The sequence below is a fragment of the Thioalkalivibrio sp. ALE12 genome (genome assembly GCF_000381105.1).
GTDB lineage: Bacteria > Pseudomonadota > Gammaproteobacteria > Ectothiorhodospirales > Ectothiorhodospiraceae > Thioalkalivibrio.
The window spans coordinates 485643-499010 of the sequence record NZ_KB905905.1 but is presented as its reverse complement, the minus strand read 5'-3'; the positions used below and the strand labels follow the sequence as shown (position 1 = coordinate 499010).

13 protein-coding genes and 1 pseudogene are annotated in these 13368 nt (G+C 64.0%); 13 read left to right on the top strand and 1 reads right to left on the bottom strand.

Annotation, left to right across the window (positions count from 1 at the left end):
• Positions 1–14: 14 nt before the first annotated feature.
• The 6 genes from F614_RS0102295 to F614_RS0102270 all read left to right on the top strand — a co-directional run bounded on the left by F614_RS0102295 (position 15) and on the right by F614_RS0102270 (position 5090).
• Positions 15–401 (top strand): nucleotidyltransferase family protein, encoded by a 387-nt coding sequence (locus F614_RS0102295; RefSeq protein ID WP_018878340.1) that lies wholly within the window; start codon positions 15–17, stop codon positions 399–401.
• Positions 391–657, top strand: a complete 267-nt coding sequence (locus tag F614_RS0102290) for a hypothetical protein (RefSeq protein ID WP_231378022.1) — start codon at positions 391–393, stop codon at positions 655–657. The genes F614_RS0102295 and F614_RS0102290 overlap by 11 nt, the downstream gene beginning before the upstream one ends.
• Entirely contained in the window at positions 642–791 is a 150-nt protein-coding gene (locus F614_RS14195) for a DUF86 domain-containing protein (protein WP_231366575.1), read from the top strand. Before F614_RS0102290 ends, F614_RS14195 begins: the two co-directional genes overlap by 16 nt.
• A 154-nt stretch (positions 792–945) precedes the next feature.
• On the top strand, positions 946–1401 hold the full coding sequence (locus tag F614_RS0102280) for a transposase (RefSeq protein WP_019583460.1): 456 nt from the start codon (positions 946–948) through the stop codon (positions 1399–1401).
• A 388-nt stretch (positions 1402–1789) separates the two neighbouring features.
• The gene (locus tag F614_RS0102275) at positions 1790–3691 is read left to right on the top strand and encodes a nucleoside-diphosphate sugar epimerase/dehydratase (RefSeq protein WP_026329784.1); all 1902 of its coding nucleotides are present in this window, start codon (positions 1790–1792) and stop codon (positions 3689–3691) included.
• A gap of 232 nt (positions 3692–3923) precedes the next feature.
• Positions 3924–5090, top strand: coding sequence for a nucleotide sugar dehydrogenase (locus tag F614_RS0102270; protein WP_019558177.1), 1167 nt, complete (start codon positions 3924–3926; stop codon positions 5088–5090).
• 274 nt (positions 5091–5364) lie between these two features.
• On the opposite strand, the gene F614_RS0102265 is transcribed toward F614_RS0102270, so the two are convergent.
• Positions 5365–6453, bottom strand: coding sequence for a Wzz/FepE/Etk N-terminal domain-containing protein (locus F614_RS0102265; RefSeq protein WP_019558176.1), 1089 nt, complete (start codon positions 6451–6453; stop codon positions 5365–5367).
• Positions 6454–6722: 269 nt separating this feature from the next.
• Here F614_RS0102265 and F614_RS0102260 point away from each other — a divergent pair, with 269 nt between their 5' ends.
• From F614_RS0102260 to F614_RS0102230, 7 genes and pseudogenes are all read left to right on the top strand, one after another.
• Complete coding sequence (locus tag F614_RS0102260) at positions 6723–7061, top strand: MarR family EPS-associated transcriptional regulator (protein ID WP_019558175.1); 339 nt, start codon at positions 6723–6725, stop codon at positions 7059–7061.
• A gap of 88 nt (positions 7062–7149) precedes the next feature.
• A complete protein-coding gene (locus F614_RS0102255) occupies positions 7150–8865 on the top strand; it encodes a bifunctional sulfate adenylyltransferase/adenylylsulfate kinase (RefSeq protein ID WP_019558174.1) in 1716 nt (571 codons plus the stop codon).
• A 342-nt stretch (positions 8866–9207) separates the two neighbouring features.
• Positions 9208–9471, top strand: a complete 264-nt coding sequence (locus F614_RS14190) for an AbrB/MazE/SpoVT family DNA-binding domain-containing protein (protein ID WP_081619668.1) — start codon at positions 9208–9210, stop codon at positions 9469–9471.
• A gap of 284 nt (positions 9472–9755) precedes the next feature.
• Complete coding sequence (locus F614_RS0102245) at positions 9756–10118, top strand: PIN domain-containing protein (protein ID WP_026329783.1); 363 nt, start codon at positions 9756–9758, stop codon at positions 10116–10118.
• Between the two features lie 384 nt (positions 10119–10502).
• Positions 10503–10862 (top strand): annotated as a pseudogene (locus tag F614_RS0102240) (hypothetical protein); the annotation flags it as partial.
• Between the two features lie 109 nt (positions 10863–10971).
• Complete coding sequence (tviB, locus tag F614_RS0102235) at positions 10972–12261, top strand: Vi polysaccharide biosynthesis UDP-N-acetylglucosamine C-6 dehydrogenase TviB (RefSeq protein WP_019558171.1); 1290 nt, start codon at positions 10972–10974, stop codon at positions 12259–12261.
• 18 nt (positions 12262–12279) lie between these two features.
• Complete coding sequence (locus F614_RS0102230) at positions 12280–13332, top strand: Gfo/Idh/MocA family protein (protein ID WP_019558170.1); 1053 nt, start codon at positions 12280–12282, stop codon at positions 13330–13332.
• The last annotated feature ends 36 nt before the right edge of the window (positions 13333–13368 follow it).

Genomic DNA, 13368 nt, shown 5'->3' with positions numbered 1-13368 from the left:
GAATCGTGATTCCCATGCTTCAGCCGGAACGGATCAGCCGCATCAATGAACTCGCCGCCCGGCACCACTGGCGACTGGTGATCCTGTTCGGGTCCGTAGCCCGGGAAGGGCACGGGCGGGATGTGGATCTGGCCGTCGAACCGCAGGCGATGCCGGACCTGATGACGCAGGGACGGTGGCAACGGGAACTGGAAGAAATCTTCGAGCCCGACCCGGTCGATCTTCTGCTCCTTTCGGATCGTGTGTCGCCCGTCACCCGCTTCGAGGTGTTCCGCGATGGCGAATGTCTGTTCGAGGAGCGTGAAGGGCGATTCCATGCGGAGCAGGACCGTGCGTTTTTCCTGCACGCGGATTCCGTCCTGTTCCAGCGCCACCAGTCAGAGGGTTCGGATGTCGCCTGATACTTCCGAGGTGATGCAGCGCAAGTTGTCGATGTTGCGCCAGTTCCTGTCGGACCTTGAGCAATACCGTGCCCTGGAACCCCGCCAGCAGCGTCGCGAACACTATGCCATCGAGCGCCTTTTGCAACTCCTGTGCGAGTCTTCTGCGGACATCGGTCTGCAGCTGTTGCGCCGCGATGGCTATCGCCTCGCCGCGACGTTTTCGAGACGCTTCGCGATCATCTTGATCTCGAGGAGACACTGGCCGAGCAGTTGATGGACGCCTGCGCGATGCGCAACGTCCTTACACACCCGTACGACACGATCGATCTGGAGCGGGTCATCGGCGCTGTCACGCCAGCCCTTCAGGTGTACACCCAGTTCGCTCATTGGGCTGAACAACGCACCTAGCTCGAACTCTGGCGAGACGGTTTGTTTGGTGGGTGTGCACCGTGGGAGCGGCCTTGGCCGCGAAGCCCCTGCCAAAGTCGGACCCGGGCAGGGGCTTCGCGGGCAAGCCCGCTCCCACAGAACTATGGAGTGGTAACAATCTCGGGAGGCTCGGATGCCACGGAAGGCACGATCCCACCGGTTGCGGCGTGGGCGGGTCAGCGAGCACGGAAGGATTTACCTGGTCACGGCGGTATGTGCCGATCGGCATGCCTGGTTTCGCGCGCTCGATCACGGTCGCTGCGTGGTTCAGGCGTTGCGTGAGGTGGAAGGGACGGCGACTACACTCTGCTTCGTGGTCATGCCCGACCATGTCCATTGGCTGATGCAACTTGACGATGGGGAATTGTCCCGCACCGTACAGAAGGTGAAGAGTTCCACGACTCGTCGAATCGGGCAGTTGAGTGGACGACCTTGCCGGGTTTGGCAGCCGGGTTTCCATGACCGCGCTTTGCGCCGGGAGGAGGACCTCCAGGCCGTCGCGCGTTACGTGGTGGCTAATCCTCTACGGGCTGGGCTGGTGAGTAATCTGGGCGACTATCCGCTGTGGGATGCGATCTGGTTGGAGTGAGGGGCTGAATGGACTTTGGCAGGGGCTTCGCGGCCAAGGCCGCTCCCACAGCGGGACCCTGGGTTCTGTCAACTGTGGGAGCGGGCTTGCCCGCGAAGCCCCTGCCAGAGCAGGGAGATGGTCGCGCGTTGGGGCAGCCCCGTATGGGCCGCCTTGGCAGCGAGGCTCCTGCGCGAGGTGGGTTTCCCAGCGCGGGCGGGGGCTTCGCCTGCAAGCAGGCTCCAACGGGGGTTTCTGGGGTGGGTGCATTCTTATCAGGGGTTGCTTATGCTTCGCGGGCCGTGACGGATCGCGGTGGCCCTCGGGATATGCGCTTGATGTACTGTATCCGGGTGGTTTTGGTGGACATCGGAGTCGGGCGGCCAATGCGTAAAGGGTGTTGCAGCTCATGCTGAGCAGGAGCCTGGAAAGGTTGCTCAACCTGCCGCGCTCGCAGAAGCGCTGGCTGATGGTGCTGGCGGATGTCGTGATGCTGCCGCTGGCGCTGTGGTCCGGCTTCGCCATTCGCCTGGCGGAGCCGTTCCCGCCGATCATGCTGGAGACCTGGTGGCTGTTCCCGCTGGTGGTCTTGGTGGGCATCCCGGTGTTCGCAAAGCTCGGGCTTTACCGGGCGGTGGTGCGCTTCATGGGGTCGCGCACGATCTGGGCGGTGGGATCCGGTGTGGCCGTGCTCGCACTCGTGCTGTGGGCTGCGGTGGCGATCGGTCGTATAGACAGCTTTCCGCGTTCGGTGCCGATCAACTTCGCGATCGTGGCCTTCCTATACGTCGGGGGCAGCCGGTTCCTGGTGCGGACCTGGTATCGCTCCATCATCGAGGCATCGGCGGGTGCCGAGCCGGTGATCGTGTTCGGAGCCGGCGAGGCCGGTGTGCAGTTGCTGTCCGGGCTCAAGGCCGGAGGCCGCTTCCGTGTGGTCGCGTTTGTGGACGAGGACCGCAGCCTGCAGGGCAGCTCGATCGACGGCATTCCGGTCCACAAGCCGGCTCACCTCGCGCGTCTGGTCAATCGTTTCCGGGTCGGCCGGGTGCTGCTGGCGATCCCGTCCGCGACGCGCCAGGAGCGCCGCCGCATCCTCGAGCAGCTGGAACCGCTCCCGGTGTACGTGCAGACCGTGCCGTCGATGGAGGCAGTGATCTCCGGACACGCGAGCCTCGAGCAGCTGGAGGACGTCGACATCGGCGATCTGCTGGGACGGGATCCCGTTCCCCCGGACCCGGAGCTGCTCACCAGGAGCGTGCGTGGCCGGGTGGTGATGGTGACCGGGGCGGGTGGTTCTATCGGTTCGGAGCTTTGCCGGCGCATTATCCGCCTGGAGCCGGCCGCGCTGATCCTGTTCGAGCGCAACGAGTTCGCGCTCTACAGCATCGAGCGTGAGATGCAGGAGGTTGCGGCACAGCTGGAGCAGTACCCGGCGATCCGCGCCGTCCTGGGCTCGGTGGCCAATGCGCGGCGCGTGGCCGCGGTGCTTGAAGAGCACGGCGTGCAGACCCTCTATCACGCGGCCGCCTACAAGCACGTGCCGATCGTCGAGTCCAACCTGATCGAGGGCGTGCGCAACAACGTCTTTGGCACCGCCGTTCTGGCGGAAGCCGCGCTGAACGCGGGTGTGGAACGGTTCATCCTGATCTCCACCGACAAGGCCGTGCGTCCCACCAACGTGATGGGTGCCACCAAGCGCCTGGCCGAGATGGTCCTGCAGGATCGGGCCCGCGAGCGGCGCGGCACGATCTTCAGCATGGTGCGTTTCGGCAACGTGCTCGGGTCCTCCGGCTCCGTGGTGCCGCTGTTCCACCAGCAGATCCGTGACGGCGGGCCGGTCACGGTGACCGACCCGGAGATCACGCGCTATTTCATGTCCATCCCCGAGGCGGCCGAGCTGGTTATCCAGGCCGGTGCCATGGCCGAGGGCGGCGAGGTCTATGTGCTGGACATGGGCGAGCCGGTCAGGATCATCGACCTCGCCCGGCGCATGATCCGCCTGCACGGGCGCCAGGTGAAGGAAGACGGCATGCCCGAGGACGGGGTCGAGATCGTCTTCACCGGCCTGCGCCCGGGCGAGAAGCTCTACGAGGAACTGCTGATTGGCGACAACGTCGAGCCCACCGCGCATGCGCGGATCATGCGCGCCCGCGAGGACTGCGTCGCGCCACAGGATCTGCAGGCGGCCCTGACCCAGCTGGACCAAGCGGACCGCGAGATGGATACCGAGCGCGCCTGCCAAACGATCCGCGCAGTGGTGCACGAATACGCCCCGGCCGAACACCCGCCGCAAGAACGGTTCGCGGGGTAAGGGCAGCGTTAGCCTTTCTTGCCTCCGATCGCATCATTGTTCATGGCGCCTCAGTATCCTCGGGCTCTGAATAATCGCGGTCGGTGGGCCAGCCCCCCGTAGGAGCCTGCTCGCAGGCGAAGCCCCTGCCAAACCCGGAACCTGGCAGGGGCTTCGCCGCCAAGGCGGCTCCTACGGCTTCGGGGCGACCGCAAACGCAGACACAAAGATCCAGACAGAAAGGAAGCAAGGTATGAAAATCGCAGTCGCCGGAACCGGCTATGTCGGGCTTTCCAACGCCGTCCTGCTCGCGCAGCACCACGAGGTGGTCGCGCTGGATGTGGTGCCGGAGAAGGTCGAGCAGATCAACCGCCGGCAGTCCCCGATCATCGATGCCGAGATCCAGGATTTCCTCGAGAACCGCGAGCTGAACCTCAAGGCGACGCTGGACAAGCAGGCGGCCTACGAAGACGCGGACTTCATCATCATCGCCACGCCTACGGACTACGACCCGCAGACCAACTACTTCAATACCAGCACTGTCGAATCCGTCATCCGCGACGTGCTGGCGATCAACCCGCACGCTACGATGGTCATCAAGTCCACCGTGCCGGTGGGTTACACGCGCGAGATCCGCGCGCAGATGGAGACCGACAACATCCTGTTCTCGCCCGAGTTCCTGCGCGAGGGCCGGGCCCTGTACGACAACCTGCACCCTTCCCGCATCATCGTCGGCGAGCGGTCCGACCGGGCCAAGGCATTCGCCAACCTGCTGGCGGAAGGCGCGGTCGACGACGCTATCCCCATGGTCTTCACCGACTCCACCGAGGCCGAGGCGATCAAGCTGTTCGCCAACACCTACCTGGCCATGCGGGTGGCCTATTTCAACGAACTGGACAGCTATGCCGAGGCCAACGGCCTGGACACCCGCCAGATCATCGATGGCGTCTGCCTGGACCCGCGCATAGGAAGCCACTACAACAACCCGTCGTTCGGGTTTGGGGGCTACTGCCTGCCGAAGGATACCAAGCAGCTCCTGGCCAACTATGACGAGGTGCCCAATAACATCATCAAGGCCATTGTGGACGCCAACCGGACGCGCAAGGACTTCATCGCGGATGCGATCATCAAGCGCCAGCCCAGGGTGGTCGGGGTCTACCGGCTGGTGATGAAGAGCGGCTCCGACAACTTCCGTGCCTCCGCCGTCCAGGGCGTGATGAAGCGCATCAAGGCCAAGGGTATCGAGGTCGTCGTCTACGAGCCGGAACTCCCGGACGACGACTTCTACCGCTCCCGCGTCATCCGCGACCTCGACGAGTTCAAGCGCATCTCCGACGTCATCGTCGCTAACCGCATCACCGACGACATCCGCGACCAGACCGACAAAATCTACACCCGCGACCTCTTCAACAGCGACTGACCAGAACCCGGCAACAAAACTGTAGGAGCGTGCTTGCACGCGAAGCCCCCGCCAAAGCCATCCCTTGGTACGAAGCCCTGCCAGCCCCAACACGGGGAGGAGCGTTCGCCTGCAAACAGGCCCCTACCGGGGGTTGTTTCGGGTCTTGAGGTGCCCTTCAGGAGCCACTTCAGCGGCAATCCCTGCCGAAGCATGACAGGCCAGGATTTTGCGGGCAGTCGTCCTCTCGCCTTGGAGCCCCATTCCCGGTTGGTTGTTCGGCCGAAGGAGGGCTCTAGGCGTCTTCTGCCGCCCGCGCATTCGCCAGGAATTCGCGGAAGAACGCTCCGAAAATACCCAGCAACAGGCCAAGTACCAACGAGAGGGCTGCAAACAGGGAACGTCCAGGACCATCGGGGGTGTCGGATGCGAGGGCGTAGGCAGAGCCCCGGGCAGTCGTTTCGCGGATGCGTTCCTCGTCGCGTTTCAGCGCTGCCACGCGCATGTCATGACGGGCCTGTTCCCGCTCGATTTCTGATTGGATGCGCTGAGCAGCATTCTCAAGTTCAGTCAGGCGCTGCTGTACCTCATTTATCTGGTCGGGAATCTGTGTCCGAAGCCGCCGTTCCGCGCTGAAACGCATCTCGGTGATCGACGCCATCGGCATCATGGTCCACAGGGGGGCGGATTGCTGATCCGTGTCGGAGATTGCGGAGTCAAGTTGGTGGCGCAATGGGTGCAGGTCTTCGATTTGTTCTTCCAGCAAGAACCGCTCTTCTTCGAGCAGTTCGAATTGCGCGGTAGCCCGGACCTTCCGTTCCTCGATTATTTCGAGTTCGTTCTGCAGGTCAGCCAATTGGGCTTGGTGCTCAAGTTCCGTTGTCCGGCGTTGGTCGTCCAATCGGGCGCGGACGTCATCGATCAGGAGGTTGTGTTCGCGGCGGAGTGCTCTGACCGTTAGGCTGTGCAGCTGTTCAACCGATTCCTGTCTGTGTAGCGGGGCAGAGGTGGTTAGATGGACATACTCCGTGCCCTCGGTATGTCGCGCACGCGCTTCGGGGAGCTTCACATCGTCAGCATCGGCGAGCAGGTCTCGCCAGATTCCGGGAATCAGGACGTCATTCAGGAACGAGACCGTAACCTCGGGGTCATCAATGCGATTCCCTTGACTGTCCTGGCCGAGCTGAATGGTCGTCTGGTAGCTGTAGCTCGGTGTGTGGAATACACCGTATGCCGTCCCCAGAAAAAAGACGGCGACCGTCACGGAGAGAATCCACCACTTGCGTCGGGCGAGCACTTTCCACAGATCAACTAGACTGATCTCGTCGTCGTAAGGGCCCCGGCCGATCGGCTGAGGGGGGGTGGGGGTGTCCTTCGTTGACATGGCGCGTCCTGGTAGTGATAGCGAGCCCGAGCCGGCGATTGTCCGTCAATCGGTTCAGAAAATTAAGTGGGGTTTACCGATAGGGGGCTCGTCTGGCAGTGGTTGGAGAGCTTTTGCGTTTCTTCTAGTCGTTATGATCGAATGCACGGATTGTTCACGCGGTGAACGCTGGATACAGTCTAGGGACCGATAGGCGGGGCCCGCCTGGCATCGGGCGTAGCGCCTTTCCTGTAGCGTGCCCATCCGCTACCTGCGAGCAGGGTGATTCATTGATTGACGAGGATCTTCATCTGGCAGTGCTCCGCGTGCTGGAGCGCGAACCGGACATGAGCCAGCGCCAGCTTGCTCGAGCGCTGGGCCTGTCGGTCGGCAAGACGCACTACGCGCTCAAGGCCGTGCTGGATCGCGGGTGGGTCAAGGCACAGGACTTCCGCCGCTCCGACAACCGCTCGGCCTATTTGTACAAACTCACCCCGAACGGGCTCCATGAGAAGGCCCGCCTGGCCTATCGGCTGCTCCAGCGCAAGCGCGCCGAACACGAAACCCTGATGGCCGAGATCGAACAACTCCGTGCCGAGCTCCAGGGCTATGGCGAATCCGCCCTGTAGGAGCTGCCTTGGCGGCGAGGCCCCTGCCACAGTCGCCTGCGAGCGGGCTCCTGCAGTAATTGGATGGAATCGAGTAACGGATGACGGAATGGAATTGATCACGCCTTACGGCGGCACGCTTTGCGAACGCTATGTGGATGAGGCGACTGCCCGCGACTTGAAGGATGCGGCGCGGGACATGCCCTCCTGGGATCTGACGGAGCGCCAGCAGTGCGACGCCGAGCTGCTGCTGAATGGCGGTTTTTCCCCGCTGACGGGCTTCATGGGCCCGGCGGATTACGACGGCGTGCTCGAGAACATGCGTCTGGCCGATGGCACGCTGTGGCCGATGCCGATCACGCTGGACGTGACCGAAGCCTTCGCCGCGCAGGTGGAGGAGGGCAGCCGCATCGCTCTGCGCGATGCCGAGGGCATGCTCATCGCGGTGATGGACGTGGAGCATCGCTGGACGCCCGATCGCACTCGCGAGGCGCAACAGGTGTTTGGCACCACCGATACCGCGCACCCGGGCGTCAACGAGCTGCTGCATCGCACGGGCCCCGTCTATCTGGGCGGCACGCTGCATGGCCTGGAGGCCCCGGTCCACCACGACTTTCGCACCTACCGCTACAGCCCGAGAGAGTTGCGAGAGTACTTCCAGAAGCTCGGCTGGAAGCGCGTGGTCGCCTTCCAGACGCGCAACCCCATGCATCGTGCCCAGGCGGAGCTCATCCGCCGGGCTGTGCGCCAGACGGAAGCCAACCTGCTGATCCATCCGGTGGTGGGCGTGACCGCCCCGGGCGATGTGGATCATTTCGCACGCGTGCGCTGTTACGAGCATGTGCTGCGCCAGGCCCCGGAGCAGACGACGCAGCTGAGCCTTCTGCCGCTGGCGATGCGCATGGCCGGCCCGCGCGAGGCCCTGTGGCACGCGATCATCCGCCGCAACTACGGTTGCACGCACCTGATCGTCGGCCACGATCATGCCAGCCCCGATGCGGGCCCGGACGAACAGGCCTTCTATGGCCCCTGCGAGGCACAGGACCTGATCCAGCGCCATGCCGACGAGATCGGCATCGAGATGGTCCCGTTCCAGGCCATGACCTACGTGCAGGACCGGGCGGACTTCGTGCCGTCCGACGAGGTGCGCGAGGGCGAACACACCCTCAGCCTCCCCAGCTCGGAGTTTCGCCGCCGCCTGCGCGAAGGCCTGGAGATCCCCGAGTGGTTCTCTTACCCGGAAGTGGTACAGGAGCTTCGCCGCAGCTTCCCGCCGCGCGACCGCCAGGGCTTCACCGTCTTCTTCACCGGCCTTTCCGGCTCCGGCAAGTCCACCATGGCCAACGCCCTGCGGGTCAAGCTGATGGAACTGGGCGGACGCGCCGTCACGCTGCTGGATGGCGACATCGTGCGCAAGGAGCTCTCCAGCGAGCTCGGCTTCTCCAGGGAACACCGCGACATCAACGTCCAGCGCATCGGCTATGTGGCCAGCGAGATCACCAAGAACGGTGGCTGCGCCATCTGCGCCCCCATCGCGCCATACACCGACATGCGCCGCCGCGTGCGCGAACGCATCGAGCGGGTAGGGGGCTTTATCGAGGTCCACGTCGCCACGCCGCTGGAAACCTGCGAGGCCCGCGACCGCAAGGGCCTCTACGCCAAGGCCCGCGCCGGCCTCATCAAGGAATTCACCGGCATCGACGATCCCTACCAGGAGCCGCAAAACCCCGAGCTGCGCCTCGACACCCGCGAGATGACCCCGGACGAAGCCGCCCACCGCATCCTCCTCAAACTCGAAGCCATGGGCTTCATCCGCAACCCTTAGCGCACAATCCGCCAGAGGCCTGGCCCCCCACACCCAATGCCACTCCCCCCCCTGTGGGAGCGGCCTTGGCCGCGAAGCCCCCGCCAACGCCAGAAAACCACCCAATCTTCACAACTAGCCAAGCCACGCAACCTCCACCAGCCTTCCCGGCCTTCGCGTAGCGCAGAGCCGGGATCTACTGCTCCTGTAGTGGCCCAGACGAGGGGGGGCGGATAACCGCTGAGCGGTTTCCGGGAGGTTGTTGTGGTTCGAGGCGCGGGGATGTCAGGCGCCCGTGACCAGCATGGCTCGTTCCACCTTTGTGTGCCATATTGGAGCCGAGTGTGGCAGAGGGAGAAAGCGGTGGCACAAAATGAAAACGAGGTGCAGGTCGGCGCACAAGGCCGTGTCGTGATCCCGGCCACGTTGCGCAATACCCTAAAGCTGCGCCCTGGCGACCGCCTGGTCGCCCGACTGGTCGGGGAGAGCCTCGTGCTGGAACGGCGCGAGCGGGTCGAGCGGCGGCTCCGTGAGCGATTCAGGCACATCCCGCAGGACGTCAGCCTTGTGGATGAACTCATCGGCGATCGGCGGGCCGAAGCCAAACACGAGCATGGGGAGTCATGACCACCGTGCTGGATGCCTCCGCCCTGGTAGGGAAACACTGATGAATGTACGCACTCGCGCTCGAGTCGCTTTTGCGTGCGAACAAGGCGCGGTGACTGCTGTGCAGTCATTCTGCACAAGGGAGCCGCAACGCCGTGCGCGCGCAAAAGCGGCCGAGCCCCGCGGGGTTGGTACCCCCAGGTTCCCCGACCCTGCGTTGCGTCGCTGGCGAGTAGAGCCACTACCCGCTGCGCGACGCGCCTTGCCTCGGAAAACCTGGGGTACCAACGCGAGCGTGTACATTCATCAGTGTTTCCCTGACCTTCCTGCATGACGAGCCGGGCGGGGACAGGGTCGCCCGCGCCCTTGATGGCGGATGCGTGTCCACCGTGAACTGGTCCGAGGTGCTGCAAAAATCCCTGCAACGCAAGGTCGACGTCCAGGGCATGCAGCAGGAGTTTGTCGACGTCGGGCTCGTTTTCGAGCCGTTCACGGCGCAACAGGCGGATCTCGCCGCACAGCTGTGGGAGTCCTCGCGCCGGCATGGCCTGTCAATGGCCGACCGAGCCTGCCTGGCGCTGGCCAGGGACAAGGCCCTCCCGGTGCTGACCGCCGACCGGGCGTGGACCCATCTCGACCTGGACATCGAGATCCACCCCGTGCGCTAAACCCTCCACCTGTGGGAGCAGCCTTGGCCGCGAAGGCCCTGCCCGCGTCGGACGCCGGCAGGGCCTTCTACTACAGACACGCTCGTACGGCTGATTGCAACGCCGTCGCAGGAATGCGGCGCCTGCGCGATGGGGCACGTCCCGAATCCAACTGGCCAGAGCCCCGGGCTCTTCATCGTTACCTGTGGCCGGCAACCTTGCTTTCTGTTGTCCGAGCCACCCCCAAACCTTGAGCCCAACCCCCCAACCATGGTCCAATCCGCGTTCAACCGCTGAACACACCCCTGTAGGAGCGTGCTCGCACGCGAAAACCCAGGCGAGCCATACCCCCTCTCGCACGCGCTGCCCCCTCCAGAACCAGCACCCGGAATCCAGTACCCAGCAATGTTCAGCACCTACCGCAAAGCCCTGGCCCTCCTCACCCCCAGGGAAAAACGCCGCGGCGGCCTGGTGCTCGGCATGGTCATCGTCATGGCCGTGCTGGAAACCGTCGGCGTCGCCTCGGTCATGCCGTTTCTGAGCGTGCTGGGCAACCCCGAAGTGGTGCAGACCAACCCGGTACTCAACAGCGCGTACGAGGGCCTAGGCTTCACCTCGGTGGATGCCTTCATCCTCGCGCTGGGCGCGGCCGCATTCGGGCTGATCCTGTTCTCCGCCTTCTGCCGCTCGCTCACGCACTACGCGATGAACCCCTTTGTAGTGGCGCGGTGGCATCGCTTCGACGATCGACTGCTGAGGGGTTTCGGCGGCGCTGGCCCTTTGGCTGCTTTTCGGCCTGGTCGGCCAGCTTTGTTTCAGGAAGCGGGCAGGTCGCCGGATCCTACCCTGACGACACAACCACAAGAGTGAGTGAATGACTGCCGTTAACTCATCCGAACCCCTTGCCATCATCGGGCTCGGCTACGTCGGCCTTCCGTTGGCCGTAGCGTTTGCCCAGCAGCGCCCGGTGATCGGCTTTGACGTCAACGCAAAACGCGTCGACCAACTGCGCGATGGCCACGACACCACCCGCGAGGTCGAAGACGACGAACTGGCCTCGGCCACCCACCTCACGGTTACCACGGACCCGGCAGACCTGACGGCGGCGACTACCTTCATCGTGACCGTGCCGACACCGATAGACAGCGCCCGCCAGCCTGATCTCACCCCGCTCATCCGTGCGAGTGAAACAGTGGGCCGAGCCCTCAAAGCGGGCGACCTGGTCATCTATGAATCGACCGTCTATCCCGGCGCCACCGAAGAAGTCTGCGTTCCGGTGCTCGAAGCCGCATCCGGCCTGCGCTATAACGCTGACCGCAATGGCTTCTACGTCGGCTATAGCCCCGAGCGCGTCAACCCCGGCGACAAGGCCCACCGCGTCACCGACATCGTCAAGGTCACCAGTGGCTCCACACCTGCCATCGCCGAGCGTGTCGATGCCCTCTACGCTGCGATCATCACCGCCGGCACCCACAAGGCCAGCAGCATCCGCGTCGCCGAAGCCGCCAAGGTCATCGAGAACACCCAGCGGGACGTCAACATCGCACTGATTAACGAGCTGGCACTGATCTTCAACCGCCTCGGCATCGACACCCACGAAGTCCTCGCCGCCGCCGGCACCAAATGGAACTTCCTGCCTTTCAAGCCGGGCTTGGTGGGCGGCCACTGCATCGGGGTGGATCCCTACTACCTGACCCACAAGGCGCAGCAGATCGGCTACCACCCGGAGATGATCCTGGCCGGCCGGCGCATCAACGACGGCATGGGTGCCTACGTCGCCGGTGAGCTGGTCAAGACCATGCTCAAGCGGCGCATTCAGGTCGACGGCAGCCGCGTCCTCATCCTTGGGCTCACCTTCAAGGAAAACTGCCCCGACCTGCGCAACACCCGTGTGGTCGACATCATCAGCCAGCTGCGCGACTACAGCATGGCCATCGACGTCCACGACCCGTGGGCCGATCCGGAAGAGGCGCGCGACGAGTACGGCATTGAGCTGACCGAGCGCCCGGGTAACGGCCAGTATGATGCCGTGCTCCTGGCCGTCGGCCACCGCGAATTCGCGGAGCAGGGCGCTACGGCGCTGCGCGATTACGGCCGCGCCACCCACGTGCTCTATGACATCAAGGGTCTGCTGCCCCCTGAACAGGTCGACCTGCGCCTGTAAACGACAAAGAGGAAGACGATGTTTCCCACCATCCACAATCGCAAGATTCGCGTCGGCATCGTCGGATGCGGCCGTATCTCGAAGAACCATTTCGGCGCCTTGGATATCCACCGAGACGACATGGAACTGGGCGCCGTCTGCGACATCGACGGCAGCACCCTTGAGGCTCATACAAGCCAGTACAACGTGCCCGGCTACATCCACATGGAAGAGATGCTGCAGAAGGAGGATCTCGACCTCGTCTGCATCTGCACCCCCAGCGGCCTCCATCCCGATCAGGCCGAGCTCGCTGCCAGCTACGGCGTCAACGTCATGACTGAAAAGCCCATGGCCACCCGCTGGAGTGATGGCTTGCGCATGGTCAAGGCATGTGACAAGGCCGGGGTGCGCCTGTTCGTGGTCAAGCAGAACCGCCGCAACACCACGCTGCAACTGCTCAAGCGCGCGGTGGATGAGAAGCGCTTCGGCCGCATCCACATGGTGAACATCAACGTCTTCTGGACCCGGCCGCAGGAGTATTACGACTCCGCCAAATGGCGTGGCACCTGGGAGCTGGACGGTGGCGCCTTCATGAACCAGGCCTCCCATTACGTCGATCTCATCGACTGGCTCATTGGCCCGGTGGCCGACGTCCAGGCGATGACCGGCGCCCTGGCCCGAGACATCGAAGTGGAAGACAGCGGCGTCCTCAACATCCGCTGGCGCAACGGCGCCCTCGGCTCCATGAATGTCACCATGCTCACCTGGCCGAAGAACTACGAGGGCTCCATCACCATCCTGGGCGAAAAGGGCAGCGTCCGCGTCGGTGGCGTCGCCGTCAACGAGATCCAGCACTGGGACTTCGCGGACGAGTGCGATTACGACGAAGACGTCCTCCAGGCCAACTACGAAACCACCTCCGTCTACGGCTTCGGTCACCCGCTTTATTACAAGAACGTGGTCGATACTCTGCGCGGCGAGGCCGAGGCCGAAACCGACGGCCGCGAGGGCCTGCGTTCCCTGGAGATGCTCATCGCCGCCTACCTCTCCGCCCGCGATGGCAAAACCGTCTCCCTGCCGCTGGAGTATTGATGCTCGCTCACGCAAAGGCGCTAAGGCGCTAAGTGC

What these genes read in the sequence shown, in the direction of transcription:
- F614_RS0102290 (WP_231378022.1), top strand. Translation starts at nt 391, where the DNA reads ATGTCGCCTGATACTTCCGAGGTGATGCAGCGCAAGTTGTCGATGTTG.
- tviB (WP_019558171.1), top strand. Translation starts at nt 10,972, where the DNA reads ATGACTGCCGTTAACTCATCCGAACCCCTTGCCATCATCGGGCTCGGC.
- F614_RS0102295 (WP_018878340.1), top strand. Translation starts at nt 15, where the DNA reads ATGCTTCAGCCGGAACGGATCAGCCGCATCAATGAACTCGCCGCCCGG.
- F614_RS0102270 (WP_019558177.1), top strand. Translation starts at nt 3,924, where the DNA reads ATGAAAATCGCAGTCGCCGGAACCGGCTATGTCGGGCTTTCCAACGCC.
- F614_RS0102275 (WP_026329784.1), top strand. Translation starts at nt 1,790, where the DNA reads ATGCTGAGCAGGAGCCTGGAAAGGTTGCTCAACCTGCCGCGCTCGCAG.
- F614_RS0102255 (WP_019558174.1), top strand. Translation starts at nt 7,150, where the DNA reads ATGGAATTGATCACGCCTTACGGCGGCACGCTTTGCGAACGCTATGTG.
- F614_RS0102230 (WP_019558170.1), top strand. Translation starts at nt 12,280, where the DNA reads ATGTTTCCCACCATCCACAATCGCAAGATTCGCGTCGGCATCGTCGGA.
- F614_RS0102265 (WP_019558176.1), bottom strand. Translation starts at nt 6,453, where the DNA reads ATGTCAACGAAGGACACCCCCACCCCCCCTCAGCCGATCGGCCGGGGC.
- F614_RS0102280 (WP_019583460.1), top strand. Translation starts at nt 946, where the DNA reads ATGCCACGGAAGGCACGATCCCACCGGTTGCGGCGTGGGCGGGTCAGC.